At 39.6% G+C, this 26,232-nt stretch carries 32 protein-coding genes; 14 read left to right on the top strand and 18 right to left on the bottom strand.

Features of this window, described 5'->3' with window-relative positions; all coding sequences use genetic code 11:
• The first annotated feature begins 148 nt into the window (after positions 1–148).
• A complete protein-coding gene (locus ACWIUD_RS09010; protein WP_454148602.1) occupies positions 149–1,189 on the top strand; it encodes a hypothetical protein in 1,041 nt (346 codons plus the stop codon).
• Between the two features lie 118 nt (positions 1,190–1,307).
• On the opposite strand, the gene ACWIUD_RS09005 is transcribed toward ACWIUD_RS09010, so the two are convergent.
• The 3 genes from ACWIUD_RS09005 to ACWIUD_RS08995 all read right to left on the bottom strand — a co-directional run bounded on the left by ACWIUD_RS09005 (position 1,308) and on the right by ACWIUD_RS08995 (position 3,547).
• Positions 1,308–2,222 (bottom strand): N5-glutamine methyltransferase family protein, encoded by a 915-nt coding sequence (locus ACWIUD_RS09005; protein WP_454148601.1) that lies wholly within the window; start codon positions 2,220–2,222, stop codon positions 1,308–1,310.
• A 21-nt stretch (positions 2,223–2,243) separates the two neighbouring features.
• Positions 2,244–2,939 carry a hypothetical protein gene (locus ACWIUD_RS09000; protein ID WP_454148600.1) on the bottom strand — a complete coding sequence of 232 codons (696 nt, stop codon included), beginning with the start codon at positions 2,937–2,939 and terminating at the stop codon, positions 2,244–2,246.
• Between the two features lie 89 nt (positions 2,940–3,028).
• Positions 3,029–3,547, bottom strand: coding sequence for a gamma carbonic anhydrase family protein (locus ACWIUD_RS08995; RefSeq protein WP_454148599.1), 519 nt, complete (start codon positions 3,545–3,547; stop codon positions 3,029–3,031).
• Positions 3,548–3,662: 115 nt separating this feature from the next.
• Between ACWIUD_RS08995 and ACWIUD_RS08990 the strand changes: the two genes are divergently transcribed.
• Together ACWIUD_RS08990 and glyQ are read left to right on the top strand one after the other, a co-directional pair.
• Positions 3,663–5,483, top strand: coding sequence for a hypothetical protein (locus ACWIUD_RS08990; protein WP_454148598.1), 1,821 nt, complete (start codon positions 3,663–3,665; stop codon positions 5,481–5,483).
• Positions 5,480–6,334, top strand: coding sequence for a glycine--tRNA ligase subunit alpha (gene glyQ / locus ACWIUD_RS08985; protein WP_454148597.1), 855 nt, complete (start codon positions 5,480–5,482; stop codon positions 6,332–6,334). The genes ACWIUD_RS08990 and glyQ overlap by 4 nt, the downstream gene beginning before the upstream one ends.
• An 11-nt stretch (positions 6,335–6,345) precedes the next feature.
• Here the strand turns inward: glyQ and ACWIUD_RS08980 are convergent, their stop codons facing one another.
• From ACWIUD_RS08980 to rplM, 4 genes are all read right to left on the bottom strand, one after another.
• Positions 6,346–6,486 carry a hypothetical protein gene (locus tag ACWIUD_RS08980; protein ID WP_454148596.1) on the bottom strand — a complete coding sequence of 47 codons (141 nt, stop codon included), beginning with the start codon at positions 6,484–6,486 and terminating at the stop codon, positions 6,346–6,348.
• A 6-nt stretch (positions 6,487–6,492) separates the two neighbouring features.
• Entirely contained in the window at positions 6,493–7,632 is a 1,140-nt protein-coding gene (lpoB, locus tag ACWIUD_RS08975) for a penicillin-binding protein activator LpoB (RefSeq protein WP_454148595.1), read from the bottom strand.
• 598 nt (positions 7,633–8,230) lie between these two features.
• Positions 8,231–8,620, bottom strand: a complete 390-nt coding sequence (gene rpsI, locus ACWIUD_RS08970) for a 30S ribosomal protein S9 (protein WP_454135741.1) — start codon at positions 8,618–8,620, stop codon at positions 8,231–8,233.
• A gap of 15 nt (positions 8,621–8,635) precedes the next feature.
• Positions 8,636–9,058 (bottom strand): 50S ribosomal protein L13, encoded by a 423-nt coding sequence (gene rplM / locus ACWIUD_RS08965; protein ID WP_454148594.1) that lies wholly within the window; start codon positions 9,056–9,058, stop codon positions 8,636–8,638.
• 147 nt (positions 9,059–9,205) lie between these two features.
• Between rplM and ACWIUD_RS08960 the strand changes: the two genes are divergently transcribed.
• Positions 9,206–9,424, top strand: a complete 219-nt coding sequence (locus ACWIUD_RS08960) for a hypothetical protein (protein WP_454148593.1) — start codon at positions 9,206–9,208, stop codon at positions 9,422–9,424.
• Here the strand turns inward: ACWIUD_RS08960 and ACWIUD_RS08955 are convergent.
• Both ACWIUD_RS08955 and ACWIUD_RS08950 read right to left on the bottom strand, forming a co-directional pair.
• Complete coding sequence (locus ACWIUD_RS08955; protein WP_454148592.1) at positions 9,421–10,269, bottom strand: outer membrane beta-barrel protein; 849 nt, start codon at positions 10,267–10,269, stop codon at positions 9,421–9,423. The genes ACWIUD_RS08960 and ACWIUD_RS08955 overlap by 4 nt on opposite strands.
• A gap of 11 nt (positions 10,270–10,280) precedes the next feature.
• Positions 10,281–11,054 carry an outer membrane beta-barrel protein gene (locus ACWIUD_RS08950; protein WP_454148591.1) on the bottom strand — a complete coding sequence of 258 codons (774 nt, stop codon included), beginning with the start codon at positions 11,052–11,054 and terminating at the stop codon, positions 10,281–10,283.
• Between the two features lie 75 nt (positions 11,055–11,129).
• Between ACWIUD_RS08950 and ACWIUD_RS08945 the strand changes: the two genes are divergently transcribed.
• Positions 11,130–11,264: a hypothetical protein gene (locus ACWIUD_RS08945; RefSeq protein WP_454148590.1), complete on the top strand. Its 135-nt coding sequence runs from the start codon at positions 11,130–11,132 to the stop codon at positions 11,262–11,264.
• A 24-nt stretch (positions 11,265–11,288) separates the two neighbouring features.
• The gene (locus ACWIUD_RS08940) at positions 11,289–11,504 is read left to right on the top strand and encodes a hypothetical protein (RefSeq protein ID WP_454148589.1); all 216 of its coding nucleotides are present in this window, start codon (positions 11,289–11,291) and stop codon (positions 11,502–11,504) included.
• On the opposite strand, the gene ACWIUD_RS08935 is transcribed toward ACWIUD_RS08940, so the two are convergent.
• On the bottom strand, positions 11,501–11,980 hold the full coding sequence (locus ACWIUD_RS08935; protein WP_454148588.1) for a hypothetical protein: 480 nt from the start codon (positions 11,978–11,980) through the stop codon (positions 11,501–11,503). The genes ACWIUD_RS08940 and ACWIUD_RS08935 overlap by 4 nt on opposite strands.
• Positions 11,981–12,399: 419 nt before the next feature.
• Here ACWIUD_RS08935 and ACWIUD_RS08930 point away from each other — a divergent pair, with 419 nt between their 5' ends.
• Complete coding sequence (locus ACWIUD_RS08930; RefSeq protein ID WP_454148587.1) at positions 12,400–13,329, top strand: ribose-phosphate pyrophosphokinase; 930 nt, start codon at positions 12,400–12,402, stop codon at positions 13,327–13,329.
• A 45-nt stretch (positions 13,330–13,374) separates the two neighbouring features.
• Here the strand turns inward: ACWIUD_RS08930 and ACWIUD_RS08925 are convergent, their stop codons facing one another.
• Positions 13,375–13,518: a hypothetical protein gene (locus ACWIUD_RS08925; RefSeq protein ID WP_454148586.1), complete on the bottom strand. Its 144-nt coding sequence runs from the start codon at positions 13,516–13,518 to the stop codon at positions 13,375–13,377.
• Positions 13,511–13,633: a hypothetical protein gene (locus tag ACWIUD_RS08920; RefSeq protein WP_454148585.1), complete on the bottom strand. Its 123-nt coding sequence runs from the start codon at positions 13,631–13,633 to the stop codon at positions 13,511–13,513. Before ACWIUD_RS08920 ends, ACWIUD_RS08925 begins: the two co-directional genes overlap by 8 nt.
• 138 nt (positions 13,634–13,771) lie before the next feature.
• On the opposite strand from ACWIUD_RS08920, the gene ACWIUD_RS08915 reads away from it, so the two are divergent.
• The 5 genes from ACWIUD_RS08915 to ACWIUD_RS08895 are packed head-to-tail and all read left to right on the top strand — an operon-like array spanning position 13,772 to position 18,038.
• Positions 13,772–14,884 carry an ImmA/IrrE family metallo-endopeptidase gene (locus tag ACWIUD_RS08915; RefSeq protein WP_454148584.1) on the top strand — a complete coding sequence of 371 codons (1,113 nt, stop codon included), beginning with the start codon at positions 13,772–13,774 and terminating at the stop codon, positions 14,882–14,884.
• Positions 14,877–15,434 (top strand): DUF4411 family protein, encoded by a 558-nt coding sequence (locus ACWIUD_RS08910; RefSeq protein WP_454148583.1) that lies wholly within the window; start codon positions 14,877–14,879, stop codon positions 15,432–15,434. Before ACWIUD_RS08915 ends, ACWIUD_RS08910 begins: the two co-directional genes overlap by 8 nt.
• Positions 15,431–16,675 (top strand): HsdM family class I SAM-dependent methyltransferase, encoded by a 1,245-nt coding sequence (locus ACWIUD_RS08905; RefSeq protein ID WP_454148582.1) that lies wholly within the window; start codon positions 15,431–15,433, stop codon positions 16,673–16,675. Before ACWIUD_RS08910 ends, ACWIUD_RS08905 begins: the two co-directional genes overlap by 4 nt.
• Positions 16,676–16,678: 3 nt before the next feature.
• On the top strand, positions 16,679–17,311 hold the full coding sequence (locus tag ACWIUD_RS08900; protein WP_454148606.1) for a TaqI-like C-terminal specificity domain-containing protein: 633 nt from the start codon (positions 16,679–16,681) through the stop codon (positions 17,309–17,311).
• A complete protein-coding gene (locus ACWIUD_RS08895) occupies positions 17,298–18,038 on the top strand; it encodes a hypothetical protein (protein WP_454148581.1) in 741 nt (246 codons plus the stop codon). The genes ACWIUD_RS08900 and ACWIUD_RS08895 overlap by 14 nt, the downstream gene beginning before the upstream one ends.
• A gap of 61 nt (positions 18,039–18,099) precedes the next feature.
• Here ACWIUD_RS08895 and pstB read toward each other — a convergent pair whose 3' ends face one another.
• The 6 genes from pstB to ACWIUD_RS08865 all read right to left on the bottom strand — a co-directional run bounded on the left by pstB (position 18,100) and on the right by ACWIUD_RS08865 (position 23,543).
• Positions 18,100–18,849, bottom strand: a complete 750-nt coding sequence (gene pstB, locus ACWIUD_RS08890) for a phosphate ABC transporter ATP-binding protein PstB (RefSeq protein WP_454134986.1) — start codon at positions 18,847–18,849, stop codon at positions 18,100–18,102.
• A 220-nt stretch (positions 18,850–19,069) separates the two neighbouring features.
• Positions 19,070–19,930: a phosphate ABC transporter permease PstA gene (gene pstA / locus ACWIUD_RS08885; RefSeq protein ID WP_454148580.1), complete on the bottom strand. Its 861-nt coding sequence runs from the start codon at positions 19,928–19,930 to the stop codon at positions 19,070–19,072.
• 237 nt (positions 19,931–20,167) lie between these two features.
• Positions 20,168–21,112: a phosphate ABC transporter permease subunit PstC gene (pstC, locus tag ACWIUD_RS08880; RefSeq protein ID WP_454148579.1), complete on the bottom strand. Its 945-nt coding sequence runs from the start codon at positions 21,110–21,112 to the stop codon at positions 20,168–20,170.
• Positions 21,113–21,351: 239 nt separating this feature from the next.
• Positions 21,352–22,233 (bottom strand): substrate-binding domain-containing protein, encoded by an 882-nt coding sequence (locus ACWIUD_RS08875; protein ID WP_454148578.1) that lies wholly within the window; start codon positions 22,231–22,233, stop codon positions 21,352–21,354.
• Positions 22,234–22,332: 99 nt separating this feature from the next.
• On the bottom strand, positions 22,333–22,512 hold the full coding sequence (locus ACWIUD_RS08870) for a hypothetical protein (RefSeq protein WP_454148577.1): 180 nt from the start codon (positions 22,510–22,512) through the stop codon (positions 22,333–22,335).
• Positions 22,513–22,598: 86 nt separating this feature from the next.
• Complete coding sequence (locus ACWIUD_RS08865; RefSeq protein WP_454148576.1) at positions 22,599–23,543, bottom strand: hypothetical protein; 945 nt, start codon at positions 23,541–23,543, stop codon at positions 22,599–22,601.
• A gap of 203 nt (positions 23,544–23,746) precedes the next feature.
• Between ACWIUD_RS08865 and ACWIUD_RS08860 the strand changes: the two genes are divergently transcribed.
• Entirely contained in the window at positions 23,747–24,406 is a 660-nt protein-coding gene (locus tag ACWIUD_RS08860) for a response regulator transcription factor (RefSeq protein ID WP_454148575.1), read from the top strand.
• Complete coding sequence (locus ACWIUD_RS08855; protein WP_454148574.1) at positions 24,393–26,168, top strand: ATP-binding protein; 1,776 nt, start codon at positions 24,393–24,395, stop codon at positions 26,166–26,168. Before ACWIUD_RS08860 ends, ACWIUD_RS08855 begins: the two co-directional genes overlap by 14 nt.
• The last annotated feature ends 64 nt before the right edge of the window (positions 26,169–26,232 follow it).

Here is a 26,232-nt window from a genome sequence, read left to right as displayed (position 1 = left end):
AGCGTGCAGAAATACGATTCAAATCGCAGAATCTGCAAAAATGCTTCATTTCATTATCGCTGGATTTGCATTTGCGTTTGTGATATTAGAGATGCTTGGGGCAACTTATACGCCACCATTTATTTATTTTAATTTTTAAAGGTTTTAAATGTATTTTAAAAAATATATCGCTACATTTTTTATAACCAGCATTGGCGTGATTATCGCCTATTTTGCGATGCTTGTGTGTGCTGTGAAAATATTTTCGCTTCCCATTCTTGCAAATGCCGAGATTTGGTTGAAAAATACTTACAAAATCAAAGATTACATAAACGCCACGCCCACGCAAAAACGGCGACTTATTATCATTAGCGATTCTAACTCGCTGTTTGGATTTAACTCCGCACTAATTGATGTAAAAACAAAATACAAACCGATAAATTACGCCACGCACGGCGGACTGCCGATAAATTATCACATTGATAAAATTATAGATTCTGCGAAAGATGGAGATATCGTGCTAATGCCACTTGCCTTTGGATATTACACGCGAGGTGCGCCAAAAGATGATTTATGGTATATCCAAAATATGGAAACTTGGGGCGATTATGACAAATACATCGATTTTAAGGGCAGAATCTTATCATATTCGCAGAATCCTCCGCTAAAAGTCGCCAAAACCATCATCAAATATATTTTTTATCGCAAAATTTCGCCAAACATCATAAGCGATATGCAAGATAAATGGGCGAATATCGCACCTTGCGAAGGGAAATTTGAAGGATATAACTATAAAAGTTTAAGCGTTTATGGAGATTTTTGCACGCAGGAAAATAATGGCGATTTTACGATAAAAAGTGATTATGGAATGGCGCAAAGCGTGGAAATTTCGGCGTTTTTTATTGATGAATTTAGGCGATTGCAAAATTTCGCAGAATCTAAAAATATTAAGATTATTTTGACTTACCCTGCCACCGCAGAAAATGAATTATTTAGCGCAAATAATACGCAGATTCTGCGAAATATTAAGGCACTGCAAACTGCGCTAGAATCGCTAAATATTAAGATTTATGGCGATTTTAGAGATTTTATTTTTTCGCAAAAATACTTTTATGATACAAATTATCATCTTAATAAAAATGGCGCAATTTTACGCACGGAAGCGGTTATAAAACTATTGCAGAATTTAGAAAAAAATGGCGAGATTTAGGGTAGATTCTGCGAAATTTGTGAGATTTTCGTGCAAATCGCAGAATCTTGCAATGACGAAATGAAGGCAGATTCTGCGAAATGATTACCAAAGACACAAATTGCCACCCAAAAAAATGTTATTTTGTCGCTACAAATCCGCGATTAAACCCTGCATAATCTTTGTAAAATTCTACGCTTTTATAGCGAGTCAAAAAATCCGCCAAATGCCCTTGATTGTGCCCTATTTCGCAACAAAGATACTCTGAATCTAGCGCAATGATTTGGCGCAGAATCTCATCGCCATTTTTGCCACCAAAAAGCGCGTTTTGTGGTTCGTAAGTCAAATTGCGTGGGATTGCGTAAGATTCTGCGATATATGGCGGATTTGAGATGATAAGCGAATCTTTTGGGTTAAAATTCACGCTTTTTAGCAAGTCGGATTCGACAAGCAAAATGCGCGAATTTAGGGTCGAATCTATCGCTGATTTTAGCGCAATATTTTTTTGTGCGATTTTAAGGGCGGTGGGCGAAATATCCGTTGCGATGATTTGAATGCGCGGATTTAAAAGGCAAAGCATAATGGTAATAATCCCGCTGCCCGTGCCGATTTCATAGATTTTTTGAATATCGTGTGCTTTAATTAACTGCAACGCCTTATCCACCAAAAGCTCACTCTCTGGGCGCGGGATAAGTGCGCCACAATCGATAAAAAATTCTTGTGAATAAAAACTCACTTTTTTTGTGATATATTCTAATGGATAGCCACAATTTAGGCGCGAAATGGCTTCAAAAAGCTGTTTTTGCAAAGTTTCCAAATTTGAGTTTTTAGATTCTGCGCTTCGATAAGAATGACAAATCGCAGAATCTCCGCTAGATTCTGCGATTTTTAGCGCAGAATCTGCCAAAATATCTTGTATTTTTGCTTCGCTATGTGAGTGCAAAAAAACGCGATTTTTGCCTAAAAAATGCGCTAGTAAAGTCTCGCACACCAAGTTCGCTCGTTCGCCTTTATACGCCAAACGCGCGGATTTTAGTAGCGAATCAATCGTCATTCAAAGCGAATCGAGTGTCATTTAATAAAAATAAATATCCACTCTGCGCTCCATCTCTCTGCCTTTTTCATCGCTTCTCTCTCGCAACTGCCCCTCGTTAGAGCTCGCAATCTGCATATTTGGATATTGCTTTTTAATCGCCTTTATCGTCCGCTCGATGCGCTTGTTGATTAAAAAATGATTGTATTTTTTATCGCCCAAATCACATCCATATCCCATCACAAGGGCGACTTTGGCGTCTTTTGCGTTACTTAAAAGCGAGACGGCGAAAGTCTCTTGCTGTTTTTTGCCTAAAAATGAGCTATTTTTATCAAAAAATACCGACACTTTGAATGTGTATCCATCGATGATTTTGCCCGTTTGCAAAAACTGCTCTTGCGCGATTTGGTGCAGGGGCTTTTTGGGCTTGTCTGCTAGGGTTGTGATGGCAGTTAATGCTTTGCCCTCTTGCTTGATATCATCAAATTTTTGAGGTTCTTTTGGGGTAGATTCTGCGATTTTGGGCGTAGATTCTGCGGTAGATTCTGCGATTTTGGGAGTAGAATCTGTGATTTTTGCGGTAGATTCTGCGTTTTTACAGCAATCAGGGACGCCACCACGGCACAGCATAATCGCCACAACAAACAGCACAGCTACAATTACGCCAAACACCAAAAACGGCGTTTTTAGGCACTTTGGATAAAATCCATCGACTTTATTTGGGTTTAAATCATTCATTTTTTGTCCTTTTAGATTTCGCAATTTGGATTCTGCGTTTGCAAATAAAGTGCGAATTTTGCACACTTTTGCCTTAAAATGCAATAAAACTAATATCGCCCTTTTAGCTCCAAATAAAATTGCGCTTCTTTTTTAATCGCTTCGATTTCTTTGGGTTGCAAGGGGCGGACGATTTTGGCGGGATTGCCAGAGATTAGCGACATTGGCGGGTATTTTTTGTTTTTTAGTAGCACACTGCCAGCTGTGATATAGCATTCATCGCCCACTACGGCATTATCAAGCACCACAGAACCCATACCGATAAGGCAATTATTGCCGATTTTGCACGCGTGGAGCGTAACTCTATGCCCGATTGTGCAATCATCGCCCACAATGACGCCAAGCCCATTTGGGAACATCGCATCAGGCTGAATCGTATGAATAATGGCTAAATCCTGAATGTTTGTGCGTTTGCCGATTTTGATAGCGTTTAAATCCCCGCGCAAAACGCTCCCAAACCACACGCTTGAATCTTCATCAATACTCACATCGCCGATAATGCTGACATTATCAAAAATCCGCACACTAGCCTTAATCTGCGGTTTTTTGCCCTCAAATTCTAAAATCATCTTTAAATCCTTTTTGTTGAAATTTGCAAAAGTATAGCAGAATCTTTAAGCAATTTTAGGCTAAAATCGCACTTTTTTTAAACAGAACGCAACTAAATTGCAAGGAAATATCAAAATGCAAAATCCGCTAAATAAACTTCGCACTTTTTCGCAAAATCTCTTGCAAAATCTCTTTTCGCAGAATCTAACGCAAAATTCGCAGAATCTCAATGCAAAAAAACTTGCGTTTTTGGGTGCTGAACTCGCATTTTGGGGATTTGTGGCGTTTATGTTGCTTATTAGCTCTTTTGCTTCTGGGCAATTTATGAAATACGATGATGGCGTAGGGCAGCACCACGACCACCATTTGGCGTTTTTTACTTTTTTAAGCGGAATGGCGGCAAATGGGCATTTAAGCGGAATCGACTTTTATTCGCCACATTCGGTTTTTATCCCCATTGTGGTTGGGATTTTTTTAAAAATCTTTGGCGTTAGTCAAATCACACTTGCGGTATGTGTAGGCGGTGTGGGGATTTTCATCGCCTTTGTTTTTATCTACAAAACGGCGCGATTAGTAATGCCTAATCTTTGGGCGAAATTTGCCATTCTTACAATCCTAATTAGCTTTCAGGGCAATGACCAGCCGTGGTTTAATCATATATTTATGGTTTTTGTAGCAGCGGGAATCTACCTGCTATGCGCATATATCAAAGATAAAAAAGCGTGGCGACTTGTGGCACTTGGATTTGTGTGCTTTTGCTTTCCGTATTTGCGTCAGCAAGGGCTTGTGATTTTGTCTGTGTTTTTTATCATTCCTATCATTCTTTATCATATAAGCGCGATTACAAAAAGGACATACAAAGACATTTTGCGCCTAATGCTTGGCTCGTTTTTAGTCTTTAATGTGGCGTTTTTGGCGTTTGTATTTTTGCGAAATGGCTTTGAAGGATTGGAGATTTTATACTCATCGCTTTTGCCGTTAGTGTCGATGGCGCAACCTATGCAGGGCTATCCTGCGGACTTTGGCTTTATGGCAGCGCATATTTTCAACTACACTAGCAATGATGATACTTGGCACGGACGCATTATGCAAAATATGCGCTATTGGCTAATCGTGCTAATCCCTTGCGTGTATTATGCGTTTCGTCCGCTCATTTTATATTTTAGCAAAGAGGCGATTTTAAATGAGGACACTATCAAATTTATCGCCGCGATTTTAACGCTCTCTACGATGGTCTTTAACTATCCCATTCAAGAGGACGCACGAATGAAAGTGCAGTGTATGGTGGGGATTTGGCTTTTTATTGATGCACTTTATTTAACTATCTACAACAATAAAGCGCGAATCGCTTCGCTTCTGGCAATCGCTGTGATTTTTTTAGGCTTTCATAATCTAAAATTGCGCCAATATGAAAATGCGTTTTCGTGGAATTATTACAATACTTTTTTACGCACCAAGCAAAATCACACGCGAATGCCAAAAAACACACCTTATGCGAATCTAATTTTGCGAAACGCTTATGCTGATGATAAGTTAGATTCGCTTCAAAAATTGCGCGATTATGAGAGTTTGCACCCAAATGCAAAAATTATTTTTGATGGCGAAATCGAAAGCATTGCTTCTAATTTTCCACTTCTTTTTGGCGTGAAAAATGTCGCACTTGCGCATAAATTTCCATATTATTATCAGATTTTTGATAGGGAAGAATTTATGCCCGATATAAATGACAAATTCCGCGCGTTTGTAAGCGCAAATAAGCCTATAATTTTAGGTTGCGTTGATAAATATGGCAAAAAGTTAAGCGTTATGGATAAAGTTAGCGATTACAAAGTGCTAAAAACGCTAGGCAATGGTGATTGCGCGATTTTTGTGTCAAAAGATTCTGCAAAACGAGATTCTGCGAAAGATTCTGCGAAATCCGCAGAATCTAGCAAAAATAAGGGAGTTAAAAAATGATTACTTTTAGTGAAATGCTATTAAAATTACAAGATTTTTGGAAAAATGAGGGCTGTTTGCTTTTGCAACCCTATGACATACCAGCGGGGGCTGGGACATTCCACCCTGCGACACTTTTGCGCTCATTAGATAGTGGTAATTGGGCAGTGGCATATACTGCGCCTTCACGCCGTCCCACAGATGGACGCTACGGGGAAAATCCAAATCGTTTGGGTAGCTACTATCAATTTCAAGTGCTAATCAAACCTAGCCCTCAAAATATACAAGAAATTTATTTGCGAAGTTTGGAAATGCTAGGGATTGACACAAAGGCACACGACATTCGATTCATCGAGGATAATTGGGAATCGCCCACACTAGGCGCGTGGGGGCTTGGCTGGGAAGTGTGGTTAGATGGTATGGAAATCACGCAATTTACATATTTTCAGCAAGTAGGCGGATTGGAATGCCACCCCACGCCTATCGAAATCACCTACGGCGTGGAGCGACTTGCAATGTATATCCAAAACAAACAAAGCGTTTTTGACATAGTTTTTAGCGAAAATAAGGGCAAAATCGTCTCTTATGCGGATGTGCATAAACGCGGTGAATACGAATTTTCAAAGTATCATTTTGAAGTGGCGGACACAAATATGCTATTTTTGCTCTTTGATAAATTTAAGGCAGAGGCAAAGTCGGCTTTGAGCGCGAATCTCCCGCTCCCTGCGTATGATTGCGTGATGTATTGTTCGCATTTTTTTAATGTATTGGACGCACGGGGCGCAATTAGCGTCCCACAAAGGCAGGATTATATCTTGCAAATCCGCGAAATCGCCAAAGAATGCGCGGTAATGTATAAAGAAAATTCGTAGATTCTGCGAAATTATAGAATTTTCGCGCGATTCGCAGAATCTAGCGCAGATTCTGCGATTTGTGTATTTTTTATGATAGATTCTGCGATTTTTATGCAAGATTCTGCACCCACTTCGTCATTGCGAGTCCTTGCGATAGCAAGGCGAAGCAATCTATTTTAAAATTTAAACCGCACACTCGCTCCCATCCCACACACATTTAAATAATTTTCATTTTTTGTATCCCATACGCAATTTACTTCCAACATATTCATACTTATATTTTTACTAAAAATATTCATATTTATTCCAAGTTTTGTAGTTAAATACCAAGAATCAATTCCGTATTTTTTATTATATTGCGAACTAATATCTCTTAAAAATCCACCGCCAAAATACACTCCAAAACCATCTCCATAATACCCTACAATCTCCCCGCCAAGTCTATGAACGGGGATTGTAAAACCCATTTTATTATAAGCCATATTTATAGAAAACGCCCAATCATCGTTGATTGTCCGCAAATAACCCGCATTTATATTTATCGGCACTAAAAACTCAATATTATAACCATCTGCAAAACTGATATTGACATCTGAAAAGCCAATACCTGAGCCAACACCCAAATCAAGCACAAAATAATTCATCCCATCCGCGCTAAAAAATTCCTTGATTTTTTCCCACACGCTAGGACCTTCATCTTGCTTTTTGTTAAAATCATATCCGTAGAAATCATTTGAAAGATTGTCATATTCCACCACTTCCTCTTTGGGTAATTTTTTGCTAATTGGCTTTGTTTTTCTTGCCCATAGTATCTTTCCTGATTTTAGGCTTGTAAGTGTTAGTGAAAATACATATTCCACAATTTCATCATCGCCACTTTTTTTGTTTTTCTGTGATATTTTGCCTGTGAGTCCATAATGTGGTGGGATAAGCTCACCTTCCTCGATAGTCTCGTATGGATTATATTCTTTATCTTCACGCATTTTGCGCGAATCGCGAATAAGTTGCTCAATTTTTGCGTTTTGCCCTGCATTTACGACTTCAAATTTGCCACTTTCATTCAAAAGATTTATAATTTCATTTGCAATCATTTCAATGTCAATATTTTGCTTTGTATTGTTTTCTATACTGCCTATGGCTAGGACTTTTTTAGTTTTTTGTTTTTTAATCGTGGGACTATTTAACAATGACTTTATTAGTTTTTCAGTCATATCGCCAATGTCGTGATTATCTAGCTCAAAGCTCACATAATCGCGCGAATCTACATATTGCGGTTGATTGCTACTACACGCGCAAAAAATAAAGGCAAAAATCAAAATCTGCGCTAGATTTTTATAAAAACTCGCTTTGGGGGGGGGGATTTGTAGTTTTGTGGCATTTTTATTTTTCCTATTTTGCTAAAATTTAAAAGGCAAAATTGTAGCATAAAATTTATACAAATTCGCAAAATCTAATATTTTTTCGCGCAAGATTCTGCGATTTTTATATTTTTTATATCAGATTCTGCGACGCAGAATCTAACATAAAGTTGTCATTTTGAGCGAGTGAAACGAGCGAAAAATCTCTTTTTTTTAGATATTTTAACTTTTTCAAAGTTTTAAGTATAGCAGAAATTAGAGTAGATTCTGCAATTTTTCGTCATTGCGAGGCGCACGAATGAGCGAAGCGAAAAATCTCTTTTTTGTCGGTGCGAATTTAAAATCCCAATCTCTTGCGGATGGCAACCTTAAATCTACCCCCTCCCTTGCGGAGGGGGATTGGGGGGGGGTGGGTTAGATTCTGCGATTTGATTTTACGCAGTCATCAAAAGATTCTGCAAATCAAGATAAATTCGCAAAATCTAATATTTTTTCGCGCAAGATTCTGCGATTCGCAGAATCCTAAAAAGCAAATTTCTATCGTTTTACAGGAAACTTATCGTTTCGAGAATTGTGGGCTTCTACGCGCTTTGCGTTTGCCGTATTTTTTGCGCTCTACCACGCGCGAATCGCGTGTAAGCAAACCATTTGGTTTCAAAATCGCCCTGAAACTAGTATCATACAAATTCAAAGCCTTTGAAATGCCGTGTCGCAGAGCCTCCGCCTGTGCGTTGTATCCGCCACCAAAGGTGATTGCGATAATATCCACGCTTTTTTCTTGCTTTGTAAGCACAAGCGGTTGCATAACTTTCATTTTTATCGCTTCGTGTCCGCCTAGCCACTCATCAAGGCTTTTGCCATTCACACTCAAACGCCCCTTGCCACTTCTAATCCAAACCTTTGCTATCGCGCTTTTTCTTTTGCCTGTCGCATAAATTTTTGACATATTTTAACTCCCTTTTTATTTTTTCTTTGCTGAAACTTGCGCTGTGTGCGGGTGTTCCGCGCCATTATACACTTTTAGCTTTTTAATCATCGCCTTGCCGAGTTTTGTCTTTGGGAGCATTCCGCGCACTGCGAGACGAAATAGCTTTTCAGGGTGCTTTTCTACCATCTCTGCGAGAGTTTTGGACTTTGTGCTTCCAAAATACCCGCTGTGCGTGAAATACTCTTTTGATTCTAACTTCAAACCGCTAAATTTCACCTGCCCCGCGTTAATAATCACCACAAAATCTCCGCAATCAATGTGTGGCGTGTAGATTGGCTTATGCTTACCGCGCAAATAAGTCGCCACCTTCGTAACAAGCCGTCCAAAAACCTCATCTTTGGCATCAAGCACAATCCATTCGCGCTTGATACTGCCATTTTTAGCCATCGTAGTCATATTTAAACCTTTAATTTTGATTTATTAAAAAAAGCGAAATTGTAGTGAATGAAACTTAAATTTTGCTGAATTTAAGCAAAAATTTAGGTTTGGTAAGATTCTGCGAATTTACACAAAATTAGATTCTGCGATTTTGGGGCAAAATTTATGGCAGAATTTGGGGCAAAATTTAGGATAGAATTTATGGCAGTCTGCGAATCGCAGAATCTCGCACAAAAAATCCCCAAATTTTCGCAGAATCTGATTTTGGATTGCTTCGATTCGGCGTTGCCGAATCTTGCAATGACAGAGATATTTCGCTTCGCTCAATATGACACAATCTCGCAGAATCTCGCGCTTACGCCAAAAAACGCTAAAAATCGCTAAAAATCCACCACATAGCGCAAAGTGATTCGATATGGATTTTTCACTTTGTAGCCGGGGCGGGAGGCGAGGGTTTGATTATTATTTCCGCCATTTGCACTGCCTTGAATGATGATATCCGCCCAAGGCGTCGCTTGATAGTCTAATAGCGGAAATTTCGCATTTAGCTCCACGCTATGCCCGATATAATAAATCGGCACACGGCAGGTGCGCTTGCCGTCTTTATATTTATCGCACACACGCTTTTCTACCTGCCGCACTTTTTGGAAAAATGTCACCCTCGCACCCACATTTGCATTGACATTAAAAAAGTGCCGTTTCACATCGGCAAGTCCGATGGGACGCGCGGAATTCACATTATAAACCGCCATATATTGCGCGATTGCCTTTTTATCAAAGCTCGTCCCGCCAAATCCCATTCCGCCAAAAATCCCCACCGCGATAAACTCGCTCTCCCAAAAGTCAATTAGCAAATCCGCATTTAGCGTATAATCCACAAAGCCGATTTTTTGCTCTTTTGAGTTTAGCGAAAGTGGCGTGTAGTGCTGAATGCCTAAATTTCCATAATAGCGAAATCCCACAAAGTCGTTTATAAAATGCTTATACCCTAGCAGAAGTTCCCACGCAAACGCCCACGAGCTAGGATTTTTATTTTGCTGAGAGGGCCATCTTGGCGCACTGTTGTTGTAATTTAATATCGGGTCATTTATGACTTGCGAGTGCGTTATCTCTATCTCGCTTTCCCCCGCGCCAAAGCCCACGCCAAGCATTATATTTGTCGGCTCTTTTGCGAATGCGGGGATTAGAAATGCGATTAGCGTGATTTTAAGCAAAGTTATATATTTCATTTTCCACCCCCTTAAAATGCGAAAATATAGCGCAGTGTGAGTTTGTAGGGATTTTTCACTTCGTATCCCGGACGCTTCCAAAGGCACTTATACTGCCCTGTGAGATTGGCGTCTTTATCCGTGCAATACGCGCCAATCACATCGCCCGGGTCAGTCGGGTGATAAGTTAGCATTGGGAATTTCGCATTAAACTCCACGCTATGCTCTAAATATGAGATTGGCACGCGACAAGTTCGCCGTCCATTTTCCACATCGCCACAGGTTTTTTGTGCGACTTTGCGGATTTTTTGAAAGAAGTTAAAGCGCATTCCTGCGGATAAAGACGCGCTTAGGTGATGATTTTTCGTCTGCCCTATGTTTTTGTATCGCTCATTTGAAAAATTTGGACTTTCCTTGCTCCATCTTTTGCGATAATTATCTAACGCAGGTGAGTCAAAATACGCCCCACCCACGCCAAATCCACCCAAAATCCCAAAGCTCCAAAATTCGCTTGTGTAAAAATTTAAAAGCAAGTCCGCGTTTGCTGTGTATTCGATAATGCCGGCTTTGACATTTCCGCTTGTGAAAATCTCGTGCTTGTAGTGCTGTGCGCCGACATTTGCGTAGTAGCGAAATCCTACCCAATCATTCAACCAATGCTTATACCCCGCCAAAAACTCCCAAGTGACGCCCCAATCCTTGATACTAGAATTATCCACCGGCGTCCAATCTTTCCAAGTGACGCCGATTTTATTATTCGCAGAATCGGGGTAGATTTCATCAATTTGGCTTAATCCCGCGCCCACGCCAAAGCCAAAAATCCAATTTGATGGCTCTTTGGCATCTATCGCATTACTTGTTAAGCCCCCCCCAGCACGAGTATGGCAAAAAGTAATTTTGCGGATTTTATTTTGTTGTGTAATTTATCGCGTGTATCGCATCTTGCAGTCATTTTAAAAGTCCCTTTTTATGAAGTTATCAAAACGGATTATATCATAAAATTAACATTTTATTGACAATGTTAGGATTTTTGATTTTGTGTGATTTTGTGTGATTTTGGCGCAGAATCTCGCGCAGATTCTGCGATTATCCCCCCTCCCTTGCGGAGTTTGAAACCAAAGATTCCCCCCTCCCTTGCGGAGGGGGTTAGGGGGGTGGGTAATTTTGATTTTAGATTCTGCGAATTTATCAAATTTGCGTGCGAGTCGCAGAATCTAATATTTTTCGCAGAATCTAGCGCAGATTCTGCGATTTAACTTTTATAATGCCGCTCTTGAAATTGCAAAATATTGCGCCCTTCGCTATCAATCTCATATTGGGCGTCAAACTGCTTTTTAATGATTTCTTCAAACATTTCGCGCTTACTTGCATCGCCCAAAATCCGCTCCACTAAGCCATATAGCTGAATATCCTGTGTCAAAATATCAAACGCCCTTTGCCTATCTTGGATAAAAAGATTGTTATCCGCCTTATAATCCAAAAGGCGCAAAATCACCCTGTCATAGACTTTTAGCGCGAGATTTTTGGGGGCGATTGTCTCTATCAAATACGCTTTTGTGCGCTCAATCGCCTTATTTTTATCGTTTGGATTTGAGTTGATTAGTGCGGGGAGAAGCGTGAATAATCGCTCGATTTTGCTCCCCAAAGCACGGGTTTGCAGGCGAATGAAAATCCTATCTATGAAGCTGTATTTGTATAAATCAATAAAGTTTAGGTTGAATTTTTTGTCCATTTTGCGCCTTTATTTTAAATGCGTGGATTGTAGCAAAAAATACATTTAGATTCGGCGAATTTGGCGGGTAGATTTGGCGAATCGTGTGAAAAATGCAGAATCTAATTTAAATTGTCATTCTGAGCGAAGCGAAATATCTAAAAAATTGATTAAAATTCTTTGCTCGTTGCACTCGCGCGAGAATGACAATTTTTCTTGGATTGCCACGAAAATGCTACGCATTTTCTCACAATGACAGGTTTTTTTAGATTCTGCGATTCACGCCACTAAAAACGCAAAATCTCTCGCAAAATCTCACAAACTTCGCAAAATCTCTCGCAAAATCTCACAAATTTTGCAGAATCTAATTTCATTTTATTTTTTCGCTATAATTTCGCCTTTGAAAACACAAAAGTAAAAACACAAAAGCGGAGCGAAAAGTGAGAGGATTTAAGATTTTTACGGGCAGTGCGCATCCTGCGTTTGCCAAAGAGTTAGCGAAATATTTGGATATTGCCTTGTCTAGTGCGGAGATAAATCGATTTAGCGATGGTGAAATAAATGTAAAGATTACCGAATCGGTGCGTGGCAAGGACATTTATATCATTCAACCCACCTGCAAACCCACAAATGACAATCTTATGGAGCTTTTGATTATGGTAGATGCCTTTAAGCGCAGTTCTGCAAACAATATCAACGCTGTCATTCCCTATTTTGGCTATGCTAGGCAGGATAGAAAGGCTGCCCCACGCGTCCCTATAAGCGCGAAACTTGTGGCAAATCTACTGCAAAGTGCGGGGGTGAATCGCGTGATTACTATGGATTTGCACGCGGGGCAGATTCAGGGCTTTTTTGACATTCCTGTGGATAATCTCTATGGCTCAATCGTATTTTATGACTATGTGAAGGCAAAAAATCTTAAAAATCCCATAATCGCTTCGCCAGATATTGGCGGAGTGGCGCGAGCAAGGCACTTTGCCGAGCATTTGGGATTGCCACTTGTGATTGTCGATAAAAAGCGCGAGAGGGCAAATGAAAGCGAAGTGATGAATATTATCGGCGATGTGCGGGATAAAAGCGTGATTATGGTTGATGATATTATCGATACGGCGGGGACTATGGTAAAGGCAGCCGATGTATTGAAAAAAAATGGCGCAATAAGCGTGATTGCACTAGGCACACACGCGGTTTTTAGTGGCAATGCGATTGAAAAAATCGAAAATGGCGCGTTAGATGAAGTCGCCGTTTCAAATTCGATACCCTTTGAAAACACTAGCAAAAAAATCAAAGTTTTGTCCGTAGCACCGCTATTTGCAGAAGTTATGCGCCGAATCTATCACAACGAAAGCGTAAATTCGCTGTTTTTGTGAATTTGTGTCAAAGATTTTGTATGAAAGATTTGCGCCAAATCACTTTCATTTTGCCACTTCGCACACAAAAATCATCTCTTTGTGGTTGCTAAACTCTGTCTTGCCCGTGCTAAATGCTTTGAAATCAAATTCGTATTTGTTGGTTGTGCCGTGTGATTGCAGAATCTGTGTGATTTGCCCCTCATTCATTCGTGTGTTGCTTCGTGGATTTGCTATTATAAGTTACAAGCAAGATTTTAGCGCATTTGGCAAGATTTGCTACTAAATCGCTAAATGCTTTTGATATATTGTTCTTCGTATTCAAGGTTTATTTTGTGTAATCCAGCAAATACTTTTATGGAATTTTGTATAGATTTAATACAGGATTCACGCAACATTAGATACAATTTGCAATTAAGTAGCTTTAATGTTGGGTCAATTTTAATCAAAATTAGGGGATTTTATGGGAGCAAAGCAGACAATACAAATCAACATTGGGCGATTGCAGTATCTTTTGGATTTGTTTAGAATAGATAAATATGCTCTATCAAAAGCAATCAATAAAGAAGCTATTGATTTTACAAAACCCATCAATAAAACAACCTTAAAAGCTATAGATTCGATTTTTAATCGTGGATTGGATTTTTACACAAATCCAAATCCCATAAACAAAGCAAATTCAAGCATTTTATTTAGAAAAGAAAATATTAGTGATGATTTAGGCATAGGTGATGTGCAATTTATCACAAGCTGTGAAGAGCAAATGCGCTATATTAGCGGATTAGCAAAACTTAGTGATTTTGCTTTTACACAAAGAAAATTACCAAACTTTTCTTTGCAAGATTCGCCACAAGAAGTGGCTAAAAAAATGCAAATTTTGCTTCCCGCACAAAGCAAAAGCGATAAACAATTCCTTGAATCTTTTATCAAAAACCTTGCAGAACATAATATTTTGGTGTTAGAAAACATAGAAACCCACAACAAAAAATATAAAAGCAAGCTATGTGGATTTTTTATTAAACCAAATATTATAGCCCTAAAAAATCAAGGCAGAAAAAGAGAGATTTTTACCCTAGCTCACGAGCTAGGGCATTATTTACTTAATGATGAAAACATTGATAAAGATATTTTTATCCAAAATCCACAAAATGAGGAAAAATGGTGTAATCAGTTCGCATTTTACTTGCTAATTGGCGAAAAATTAAGCGTATTAGAATCGTTGCAAAAAGATGAAATAAATGTTGAGAATAAAACTATTAAAAATATATCGGCGCAAAAATATATCAGCAGACTTGCGCTATTTTACCATTGTGTCAATAGTGGCAAAATCAAATGGGGCGATTATCATTTGCTTAAAGATGAGCTACTTAAAGAATATAAAGATAAACAACAAGTGCAAAAAGACAAGTTAGACAAAAGCAAAAAAAGTGGCTTTGCTATGCAAACGCCGATAATATCACCCTTACAAAAAGATATTTTTATCAATGCTTTTTTAGAGGGCATAGTTGATGAATACACACTACGAACGCGCTTTAATATAAAAAACAATAATTTAGAGAGTTTTATTTATGGCTAACTATCTTTTTGATACCTGTTCTCTAATTGCGCTTGTAAGGTATTATCTACCTTTTGATAAAAATAATGTGTTGAGAAATTTTATATATAGTGGTTTTAAATCTAAAGAATTTTTAATGTTAAAGCAAGTGCAAAGCGAATGTAAGCAGGTTTCAAATGGTTTGGTATTTAGTGAATTTACGAATCTAAAACATATAAAACCTGTTAATTTTAATGAAGTCATAACCGATAAGTTTCATAGGCTTATTGATAACAATTTCATAGTCTCTCAATCCCAAATAAATAAACTTGAAAGCGGGGAATATGAAATTCAAAAACAAAAATTTATCGAAAGTGCAGATTTTAACCTCATCTATTGTGCTATGGAAAATAACCACACGATTATCACAGAAGAAACACCAATAAACAACGACAATAAACTTTTTAAGAAAATCCCTACTATTTGCCAAATACAAGAAATTAAATGTATATCCATATCACAATTATTACAAACAAGGTTAGATATAAATTTCGCCATTAAATCCACAATGGAGAATATAAATTCACTATGACTGCTATCAAAAACTCACATTTAGTCTCCCTCATTTCCCCTGCGACAAAACAAAATTGGCAAAGACTTGGTGTTTTGCACACTTACAATCTAAATAAGAATATAAAAAACCACACACAAATCACAGCACAAAAGCTCACCACTCGTGCCAATAAAAAACTCTCTGCTAAAAGCATTATCCCCACAGAATATTTTTGCAATACAAAAAATATCCCACAAATTCAACGCATAGTAGAATACATTAGCACAAAAAAATATCCCATTCAAAACGCTATATTCTCACTCGCGCTAAACTTGCTAAAAGCAAAAAATCTACTACATAAACCACATATAAAATCCACGCTACAAGAATATAACTTTACGCATTATGATGACTTGCTAGATTTTGCCTTACCACAAGATGAAGTCGATATTTTAGGGCTTATCTATCAATGTCTTTTATATGAGGGCGAAAAAAATATTATGGGGGCTTACTACACGCCACACGCGATTACAAAGGCAATGACACAAAGCCTAGATTTTAGCAATGGACAGATATTACTAGACCCTGCTTGTGGAAGCGGGGCATTTTTGCTAAGCCTAAAAAATGCAAAACCCACGCAAATTTTTGGCATTGATAATGACCCTATCGCTGTGCTTATCGCTAAAATCAATTTGTTTGTAAAATTTAGCGAGTTAGATTTTAGCCCGCAGATTTATTGCGCGGATTATTTAGAATCTAGCGGGGTTGATAGTTTGTTTGGTAGCGAGATTCACACTATAAATACAATCCAAAAAACACAATTTGATTATATATGCACTAATCCTCCGTGGGGCGTTTGCAAAGCAAACAAAAAATCGTATGCGAGCGATTATGTAGCGCATATCACTTCAGGTGAGCGATTTTCGCTCTTTTTTGTCAAATCTTATGAACATCTAAAACCAAATGGCGTTATGAGATTTTTGCTCCCAAAATCAATGCTAAATGTCAAAACACACAAAGATTTGCGCTCTTTTATTTTGGGCAATGGTGCGTTGCAAGAAATTAGGCATTATGCAAATATTTTTAGTGGCGTTAGCACGGAGTTTGTGAGTGTGGAGCATAAAAAACTGCATAAAATTCTAGAATCTAGAGCAAAATCTCACGCCAACATAAACCCCACAACAAAATGTAAAATCATCAAAAATAACCAAATGCTAGAAGTCCCATTATCCGCATTTTACATAAGCCAAAATCTAAATTTTAGCGCGTTATCACACTAAGATATAGCAATCATTAAAAAAGCAAAAGCACAGGGCAAGTATAGTTTAAGTGCGAGTATATGGGCGTTAGGAATCGTTACGGGGGATAATAAAAACGCCCTGCATAAAGAGCAGATTTTAGGCAGTGAGGCGATTTTCACGGGCAAAGAGATTGTGCCATATCGTTTGCAAAAAGCACAGAATTTTATCATTTATGATAGGGCGAAATTTCAGCAGGTGGCAAAAGATGAAATGTATCGAGCAAGCGAAAAACTTGTGTATAAATTTATCTCAAACAAACTTGTTTTTGCATACAATAATAGCGGGGCGTTGTTTCTAAATAGCGCGAATATCCTTATTCCAAAGATTCCAAATATGTCTATAAAAACCGCGCTTGGCTTTTTAAATTCTGAACTTTTTGCGTATTTGCATACAATAATGTTTGGCGAGATAAAGATTTTGCGAGGGAATTTAGAGCAACTACCTTTTCCACAAATTACGCGCTCCCAAGATAGCAAAATCGCTTCTTTGGTAGGCAAAATCATAGATGGCGACAATGTTTGCGAGATGGAATTGCAAGCTAAAATCTATGAGATTTTTGGAATCACAGACAGGGAGCAAATCTACATTAAAGGCGTGCTAAATGGAAAAACTTGAGCAGGAATTACAGCATAAAATCATAGCGATGAAACGCGCGACAAATGGCGCAATAGATTTTAGCACTACTGCGCTAGATGACTTATACAGCGTGTATCCGTTTAATAAATTTGAGTTTGTTATTAGCCATTTAATCGCAAGCGGGACTATTAGCCTTAATGAATATTTAGACATTAGAAATGCCTATTTAGAGCGCAACAAATATTTATATCTTTTTGAAATTACTGCTCCACGCACCTTTGGTGAATCGTGGGCGCAAAGACATTTAAATGAAATCGTGCCAGAATTAGAGCGTCCTACAAACAAACTTGACCCACATTATAATGGGCAGTATGATTTTTGGCTTGCAGATAAAAATTGTAAAAAAGGTGGCATACGAATCGAAGTCAAAGCTTCTCGTGCAGTAAAGCGAAAAAGTGGCGATTCGCTTATCATTAAAGCCTTATCAAGCGATTCAGTTGAGGGCTTTGATATGAATTTTCAGCAGATTAAACCTGCTTGTTGTGATGTGTTTGTGTGGATTGCGGTGTGGAGGGATAAAATCCGCTATTTTGTGCTTTCAAGCGATGAGGTGGCGAGTAATAAATATTATTCGATGGGACAGCATAGAGGCAATGTAGGTGAGGGGCAGTTGTGGCTAAAAGAGAGCAATATCGCAGAATTTAAAATCTATGAAGTAGGAGTGCGCGAAATTTTGGAAAAAATTAAAGAGAAAGGCGGGAAATAAAGACAAAATAAATTGTTGAGATTCTTATTTGAAAAATCCTAGAATCTCGACAATCCTAAAATCACCCAAACCGCCCCGCGATGTAATCCCTTGTCTTTTTCTCTTTTGCCTCATCGCTAAAAATCACTTTGGTTTTGTTAAACTCCACCACTTCGCCTAGCCAGAAAAACGCCGTTTTATCGCTGATTCGCATTGCTTGTTGCATATTGTGCGTAACGATTATGATAGTGTATTTGGTGCGCAAATCTTTGATAAGCTCTTCGATTTTTAGCGTAGAGATAGGGTCTAGCGCACTTGTAGGCTCGTCCATCAAAATCACTTCGGGATTGATTGCCAACGCCCTTGCAATGCAAAGTCTCTGCTGCTGCCCTCCACTAAGTGATAACGCAGAATCTTGTAGCCTATCTTTTAGCTCATCAAAGAGCGCGACATTTTTTAGGCATTTCTCCACGATTTCATTGAGCTTATTTTTGTCCTTGATTCCGTGCGTTTTGGGACCAAACGCAAGATTTTCATAGATACTCATAGGAAATGGATTTGGCTTTTGAAACACCATTCCCACCTTTTTGCGAAGCAGATTGACATTGTAATTTTTGTAGATATTTTTGTCATTGAGTAAAATCTGCCCTTTGATTTTGCAACCCTCCACAAAGTCATTCATACGATTGAGGCTTTTTAGCAATGTGGATTTGCCACAGCCACTAGGACCGATAAACGCACTAATCTCATTTTCTTGCAACTCCAAATTGATATTTTTCAGCGCGCGAAAATTGCCATAGTAAAGATTCATATCCTTAATTTTAAACGCCACACCCATTTTGTCTCCTTTTGTTTTGGTTTGTCATTGCGAGAAGTCGGCACGACTTCGTGGCAATCTATTCGTTGTCATATTGAGGCTTTGAAAAAGCCGAAATATCTCTAGATTCTAGAATGTGCATAGAGATACTTCGGGTTTTACCATCAATATGAGCCATAGATTGCCACGCTCACACCTTGCGCTCGCTCACAATGACAATGCAATTTCTCTCCCCCTATTTTTGCAGTTTTTTTACTGCCAGATTTGAGAGCAGGTTTATCCCCACCACGATAAAAAGCAAGATTACCGCTGTGGCATAAGACTGCTCTATGTATAGCCCCTCACTTAAAAGCGCGTAGAGATGCACACTTAATGTCCGTCCAGAATCTGCCACTCCCGCCACCTTTGCCACGCTCCCTGAAGTATAAAGCAATGCCGCACTCTCCCCGATAATGCGCCCCACGCCCAAAATCACTCCACTTAAAATCCCGCTTAACGCGCAGGGCAACACCACGACAAAAATCGTCCGCAGTTTGCCCGCACCCAGCGCGAAGCTCCCCTCTTTATACGCGCTTGGGACGGATTTGAGCGATTCTTGTGTGGCGGTCAAAATCAAAGGCAAAATCATCACCGCCAAAGTGAGCGCACCAGAGAGCATACTCACGCCCATTTTGAAGTAGATGACAAAAGCCAAAAATCCAAAAAGCCCATACACAATGCTAGGAATCCCCACTAGCACTTGCGAAGCGAGGTTTATCACGCCCACCACCGCGCTATTTGGCTTGGCGTATTCTTGCAAGAAAATCGCCCCAAAGATTCCAAAAGGGAGCGCGAAAAAGAGCGACAACGCAATCATAAAAAGTGTGTTGATAATCGCAGGTGTCATCGAAGCATTTTCGCTTGAATACTCCCACTCAAAGAGTTCCGCGCTTAAAAACGGAATGCCTTTTAGCAAAATATAGCCCACGATAAGCGCGATTGTGGCGAGTGTAAAGCCCACGCCTATATACATTATCCCGCGCAAAAATAGTGATAAAAAATCCTGCGCCTTTATGGTGGCTATCATCTCTTTGTCGATTTTGTCTCTAAATCCCATTTAATCGCCCCTTTTTTAGATTTTGCTTGTCATTGCGAGAAATGCGACAGCATTTCGTGGCAATCACCCACCCCCTAGCCCCCTCGTGCTAAGGGAGGGGGAATCAAGGAAAAGTCCCTCCCCTTGCGGGAGGGATTTAGGGTGGGGTATTTTTGTTGCGCTTAATGTCGCAAATAAAAACTCTCTAGATTCTAGAATGTGCATTGTAATCCTCCAAAATTTACTTAGATTCACGCCTTACGCCCTTTTCTTTATTGCCAAAAAGCACGCGTTGATTAGCAATATAAACACAAACAGCACCGCACTTGAAGCGATGAGCGCGTCTCTGTGAATCCCACTTGCATAGCCAAGCTCTAGCACGATATTTGTCGTCATCGTCCGCACGCCATCGCTTATGGATTGCGGTATCACGGGTTGATTCCCAGCGATTACGATTACTGCCATAGCCTCACCGATAGCCCGTCCAATGCCTAAAATCACGCTTGCCAAAATCCCGCTTTTAGCATCGCGCAACACCACAAAAAACACCGCCCTCTCCACACTCGCCCCTAGCGCGATTGCGCCCTCAAAGTAGCTTTTACTCACCGCTTCAATGCTACTTTTTGACACCAAAATTATGGTGGGCAAAATCATCATCGCAAGCAACACACTCGCGCTCAAAAGCCCCTTGCCATTTGTCTCAAAGATTTGTGAGAAAAACGGCACAACCACAATAAGCCCAAAAAATCCATACACAATGCTAGGAATCCCAGCCATTAGCTCAACCAAAGGCGTTAAAAAGCGGTTTTGGCGCGAAAAATACGCCAAATACACCGCGCACAAAATCCCAAAAGGCACGCCAAAGGCAATCGCTAAGCCCGTTACGAACACACTCCCCACAATCATAGGGAAAATCCCAAAGACTTCATTTAGCGGTTGCCACACATCGCCTAAGAGAAAGTCGCCAACGCCAATGTGATAAATCGTAGGCACAGCGTTGCCAAACAAAAACGCGCAGATAACAATAACCGCGAGAATACAGACAATCGCGCTAAAACCAAACATCGCGCGCATTATGGATTCTACGCTGCAACACTCACGCGCAAAGATTTTCAGTCTTGGCGCGTTTTGGTGGTGTTTGTGGGCTAAAAATCTTTGCAAGATTTTGCCCTGCTGTTTTAGCGTTTTTTTCTTTTTTGGCATTGTTTTTCCTAGTTTTATGTTTTTGTTATCGTGTCATATTGATGGCTTGTAAGCCTAAAATATCCAAGTCATTGCGAGAAAATCCGTAGGATTTTCGTGGCAATCTATCACTAAAAATCGCAAAAAGCGTTATTTGGCAATTTGTGATTATGGATTGCCACGCGGTTTTTCAATCCGCTCGCAATGACAACACACATTGCCATTTTAAGCGAATGTAAAATACCTCTAGATTCTAGAATCTACTTGCCCAAATCTTCCCATTTGGTGATTTTCCCGCTAAAAATCTCTTTGACTTGTTCCTTGCTTAGGTTAGTGATTTTGCTTTGCGGATTGACTATCACGGCTAGCCCATCGATTGCTAGCACTTCGGCTTTTAGCCCCGTGCTTAGCTCGCTCTCTTTTAGCTCACGGCTTACCATTCCTATGTCTGCGATTCCTTGCAGGACAGAGTTTATCCCTGTGGTAGAATCTGATTGCAAAATCTCAATCTCCACGCTTGGATTTTGCGCTTTATAGGCTTCTTTTAGCTTTTCCATTAGTGGGGTAATCGAGCTTGAGCCAGCCACCACGATTTTACCATTTAGCTTTTTGCTCGCTACTTTTTTGACATCAAGCGGAATGTATCCAGCCTTGCTAATCACCCCAGCATTTGCCTTGCCAAAGTCTAAAAAGTCCCGCACTAACGCAAGTTTATCACCGCTTAAGCCCTTTGTTACGACATTAAATGGGCGCGAAATAGTGTATTTTTTCATCTTAATATTTGCTACACTTGGCTCAACGCCATCGATTTGAATGCCCTTTACCATTGGCTTTAGCGAGCCTAATGAGACATAGCCTATGGCGTTTTTGTCCTTTGCGATGCTTTGAAGCATTACGGCGGTGGAGTTGGTAATCTCTGCTTTTAGTGTCGTGGTATCGACTTTTTTATCGCCCTTTTTCTCAAGCAATCCAAAAATCTCCACAAACGCCCCGCGTGTGCCCGAGCCATCTTCACGCGAGATGACATTGATTTTACCACTTTGCTCCGCTGCCTTGAGGCTATTTAACCCAAAACACATTGCTACTAAGGCGATTAAGCCCACCATTTGCGCGACTTTTGTTAATTTTACAATCGCTTTCATCTTTGCTCCTTTTGTTCTAAGATTTTGCGAAGTTTGCGTAAATGCTAGCAAACGCGATATGTCGCGCTTCGATTGCAATACACAACCAACACGGCGAAATCATAACAACGCAATGTAAGAGCAACACACAGGGTTTTGTAAAATTTTTGTAAATTTTGGTGGCGAATCACAAATCCGATTCGTCATCGCAAGGCGAATCATAGATTCGCACAAAGCAATCCGCGCCCCACCCGTCATCGCAAGGCGCGTGAGTGAAACGAACGCAACGAAGTAATCCATTTTAGCAAATTTTAAATCTTGTAAGAATTGCTTACTTTATGCGAATCAAAAGCAAAATTTATTGATTCGCTTTTGAAACATTGAATCTACTCACATTCAAATCCCACTTGAGAGCTGTGAATCACGCCATAGATTGCTTTGCTTGTGTCTTTTGCATTTGGTGGGATATAGGCGGCGTTATACCATTTGGGATTGGCAGAATCTTTGCCTAGATATACGATTACGCCTTTGTTTGCTTTGTATTTTGCATATTCACAAACATTGCTAGGCATATCATTTTTTTGTATCGCATAGAGAATATTCCCATTTGGCGATTCGCGTAGATTGACATAAGAATCTTTGGACGCATAAGCCAAAATCGCCTCCCCATTCGCACCTAAAACATACAATTCTAATCTATTAGGATATTTGATAAATGTTTTGCCTATGGGTTGTAAATTTTGTATCTCTCCAAAAAATCTCCACTCATCGCCATCGCCTGTGGTAATATCTAATGTTTTTAGCCTCGCACTCACACGCACACCGATGATAGACAAAGGATTTTTACTAGCCAAATCATAAAGTTCTTTTGGTAGTTGATGATTTTTGATACTCATATACGCGCTATATGGGAAAATGTCTGTTTTGCTTGGATATGGCTTGTTTTTGGGAATGAGATTTTGCATATAATAAGGCTCATCAAAAAACAAAATCCACTCTTGATAAAATCCGCTATAATCCGCACTCATAGCATATTGCAAAACGCCTCTAACCTCCAAATCCCCCTCAAGGCGATGATATGTATTTGCACCGTTTTTTTGGCTATCTGTAAAATCCTTTGTGCTTTTTGTCAATACAAGCGGTTTTAGCCCTTTGGGTAATGTAGGACTTTGTCGCAAATCGTTGAAAAACAATGTTTCGCTGTTTATTTGCGTGGTATTTGGACTATAAAGCAATGGTTTAGATTCTATTTCTTCTTGTGATGGCAAGGTTTCTATAAAGGCGTTGCTTGGTGCAAGGCATAATAAGCACAAAACTATTAGTTTTTTCATTTTTCACTGCCTTAATATTTTTTAGATTCGCGTGAATCTTATCTAAAATCGCTTAATTAAATCGCGCTTTTTGTTTGGCAAATTTCTGCTCTCACGCAAAAATTGCACCCAAAGAAATGTAAAATCTTTGTAAAATATCACAATTTAACTATTTTTGCAAGGCAAAATACTGCTAAAATACCAAAATAATTTTGGAGCAAACAATGGTATTTATTTTAGAGGACGACAAAAATATCGCCGAGCTTGTGGCGTATTCGCTAAAAAGTCAGCGCATAGATTCGCGCATTTTTGAGGACGCACAAAGTCTTTATAGTGCGCTAAAAAGCGAGATTCCGCAGGTTTTGGTGTGTGATATTATGCTACCAAATGAAAATGGTTTGAGTGTGATTAAAAAATTGCGCGAAAATCACAGGACAAAAAATATCGCAATCATCATTCTTAGCGCGTTAAACGCAGAGTATGACAAAGTAAGCGGATTAGATTTGGGCGCAGATGATTATCTCACAAAGCCCTTTTCAGCCCTTGAACTAATCGCACGAGTAAAGGCGCAAATGCGCCGAAATCCCGCGCAAAATAGCAATATTTTGCAACATAGTGGGCTTGTCGTGGCAGTGGATTCGCGCCAAATTAGCATTGATGGGGAGCGCGTGGATTTGACGCCAAAGGAATTTGAGCTTTTGGTGCTACTTTTTAGCAATCGCAATCGCGCTTTTAGCAAGGGAGATTTGCTTGAAAACATTTGGGGATATAGCAACACGCGGACACTTGACATTCACATAAGCTCTCTACGCGCCAAATTAGGCAAATATGGCACTTGCATAAAGACGATTCGCTCAGTAGGCTACCGATTTGACGAATCCTAAATTTTTAGGCGAATTTGCGCAAGGCAAAATCTACCGCCCAAAGAGCCTTGCGAGGCGACTTGTGCTTGGGATTTTTTCGCTGATTTTTATCGTGCAAGTGATTAGCATTGCCATAAGCGCGGTATTTTTAAACGAATCGCACAAAGATGAAGCGTTTGCGGATTTAGAAATTTATGCGAATATTTTGGGCGAATCGTTAGGGGATAATCTATCGCAAAATTCGCTTGAAAATGCGCTTGGCGCGGTAGATTCGCATTATCGTATAAGCATTATTGATTTGAGTGGCAAGGTGATTTTTGATAATAAAATAAATATTGCAACGCTAGACAATCACCTGCACCGCGCAGAAGTGCAAAATTTACTACAAGGCAAAAGCCAAAAAGTCGCAAGGCTTTCAGATTCGGAGCTAAAAGAAAATCTCTATTTTACGCGCTTTATTACGCTAAATTTGGGCGCGGATTCGCAGGATTCGCAGCGCGAATCTCTTATTTTGCGCGTTAGCAAGGACAAAGATTCGCTTTTTGCTTATCTCAAAAATTTTACTCCGCTTTTTGCCACGCTGTTAATTTTTAGCGCGATTGTTAGCGTGGCACTTGGCATTTTACTCTCTCGCAAAATCCTAAATCCTATCAAAAATATCGATTTGTCTCACCCCATTCGCACGAATCCTTATGCCGAATTGCATATTTTTATGCAACAAATCTCCAAACAAAAAAAGAAAATCAAAAAGCAATTAAAGCGCATAAAGCAAAACAAAATGAGCTTTGAGCTAATCACAAAAAATATGAACGAAGGCTTTTTGGTGGTGGATTGGGAGGGCAATATCACGCAATGCAATGCAAAGGCGTTGCAAATCCTAAAAACCACGCAAAATAGCAATATTTTTAGCCAAAATCCAAAATTTGGCAATGCCGTGCAAAATAGCATAGATTCGGGCAACGAATCCTTTGAAATCTCGCTAAATGAGTATTTTTGCGCGGGTATTTGTATGCCAATTTTTGTAAAATCCACGCTAAAAGCTATCATCATTTTGCTTTTTGATAAAAGCACACAGCGTGATATTTTGGCATTGCGAAAAGAGTTTAGCGCAAATGTAACCCACGAGCTAAAAACGCCCCTATCTAGCATTCTACTAAGTGCGGAAATGTTAAGCAATAATTTAGTAGCAGAGCGCGATAAAGCCGAATTTATCGCCAAAATCTACGCCGAATCTAAAAGACTTTTGACGCTTATTGAAAAGATTTTGAAAATCTCATTTTTAGAAGAAGTGGCGGTGGAAAAAGAGCGGTTAAATCTATCAAATATCATAAGGCAGATTTTGCCAAATATTGAGCTTTTGGCGCGTGAAAAGGGCATAAAATGCGAGTTTGTGGAGAGCGGGGAGCTTGTGGAGTGCGAAATGGGGGTGCAAGAGATTTTAGGAATCCCTGCGTTGCTTGAAGATATGGTGTATAATTTATGCGAAAATGCGATTAAATATAGCGACAAAAATGGCGAGGTGAAAGTCATTTTGGATTATGAAAATGATAGCGTGATTTTGCGCGTGGTGGATAATGGCATAGGAATCGCGCCAAATGAATGTGAGCGAATCTTTGAGCGATTTTACTGCGTGGATAAGTCCCGCTCTAAAAATTTGGGTGGCAATGGCTTGGGGCTTGCTATTGTGAAGCGAATCGCCAAAATCCACAACGCCAAAATCTCCGTGCATAGTGAGCTAGGCAAGGGAAGTGAGTTTGAGATAAGATTTTTGCCACAAAAATAAATGCGTGAATCTTGCGTGTGGATTTTAGATTCGCGCCTTTTAGATTCGCGTGTTTTGGATTCTT

This window comes from Helicobacter sp. 23-1044 (genome assembly GCF_053654695.1).
Note: the sequence above shows the minus strand (reverse complement) of the source record. Positions and strands in the feature narration are given on the sequence as shown.

Coding starts and splice junctions, on each gene's coding strand:
- ACWIUD_RS09000 (WP_454148600.1), bottom strand. CDS start 2,939: ATGAATGATTTAAACCCAAATAAAGTCGATGGATTTTATCCAAAGTGC.
- ACWIUD_RS08905 (WP_454148582.1), top strand. CDS start 15,431: ATGACTGCTATCAAAAACTCACATTTAGTCTCCCTCATTTCCCCTGCG.
- ACWIUD_RS08925 (WP_454148586.1), bottom strand. CDS start 13,518: ATGAATGAGGGGCAAATCACACAGATTCTGCAATCACACGGCACAACC.
- ACWIUD_RS08915 (WP_454148584.1), top strand. CDS start 13,772: ATGGGAGCAAAGCAGACAATACAAATCAACATTGGGCGATTGCAGTAT.
- ACWIUD_RS08910 (WP_454148583.1), top strand. CDS start 14,877: ATGGCTAACTATCTTTTTGATACCTGTTCTCTAATTGCGCTTGTAAGG.
- pstC (WP_454148579.1), bottom strand. CDS start 21,112: ATGCCAAAAAAGAAAAAAACGCTAAAACAGCAGGGCAAAATCTTGCAA.
- ACWIUD_RS08995 (WP_454148599.1), bottom strand. CDS start 3,547: ATGATTTTAGAATTTGAGGGCAAAAAACCGCAGATTAAGGCTAGTGTG.
- ACWIUD_RS08990 (WP_454148598.1), top strand. CDS start 3,663: ATGCAAAATCCGCTAAATAAACTTCGCACTTTTTCGCAAAATCTCTTG.
- ACWIUD_RS08875 (WP_454148578.1), bottom strand. CDS start 22,233: ATGAAAGCGATTGTAAAATTAACAAAAGTCGCGCAAATGGTGGGCTTA.
- ACWIUD_RS09005 (WP_454148601.1), bottom strand. CDS start 2,222: ATGACGATTGATTCGCTACTAAAATCCGCGCGTTTGGCGTATAAAGGC.
- pstA (WP_454148580.1), bottom strand. CDS start 19,930: ATGGGATTTAGAGACAAAATCGACAAAGAGATGATAGCCACCATAAAG.
- rplM (WP_454148594.1), bottom strand. CDS start 9,058: ATGACTACGATGGCTAAAAATGGCAGTATCAAGCGCGAATGGATTGTG.
- ACWIUD_RS09010 (WP_454148602.1), top strand. CDS start 149: ATGTATTTTAAAAAATATATCGCTACATTTTTTATAACCAGCATTGGC.
- ACWIUD_RS08870 (WP_454148577.1), bottom strand. CDS start 22,512: ATGGATTACTTCGTTGCGTTCGTTTCACTCACGCGCCTTGCGATGACG.
- ACWIUD_RS08860 (WP_454148575.1), top strand. CDS start 23,747: ATGGTATTTATTTTAGAGGACGACAAAAATATCGCCGAGCTTGTGGCG.
- ACWIUD_RS08895 (WP_454148581.1), top strand. CDS start 17,298: ATGGAAAAACTTGAGCAGGAATTACAGCATAAAATCATAGCGATGAAA.
- rpsI (WP_454135741.1), bottom strand. CDS start 8,620: ATGTCAAAAATTTATGCGACAGGCAAAAGAAAAAGCGCGATAGCAAAG.
- ACWIUD_RS08955 (WP_454148592.1), bottom strand. CDS start 10,269: ATGAAATATATAACTTTGCTTAAAATCACGCTAATCGCATTTCTAATC.
- ACWIUD_RS08935 (WP_454148588.1), bottom strand. CDS start 11,980: ATGGACAAAAAATTCAACCTAAACTTTATTGATTTATACAAATACAGC.
- ACWIUD_RS08960 (WP_454148593.1), top strand. CDS start 9,206: ATGGCAGAATTTGGGGCAAAATTTAGGATAGAATTTATGGCAGTCTGC.
- ACWIUD_RS08945 (WP_454148590.1), top strand. CDS start 11,130: ATGGCAAAAAGTAATTTTGCGGATTTTATTTTGTTGTGTAATTTATCG.
- ACWIUD_RS08865 (WP_454148576.1), bottom strand. CDS start 23,543: ATGAAAAAACTAATAGTTTTGTGCTTATTATGCCTTGCACCAAGCAAC.
- glyQ (WP_454148597.1), top strand. CDS start 5,480: ATGATTACTTTTAGTGAAATGCTATTAAAATTACAAGATTTTTGGAAA.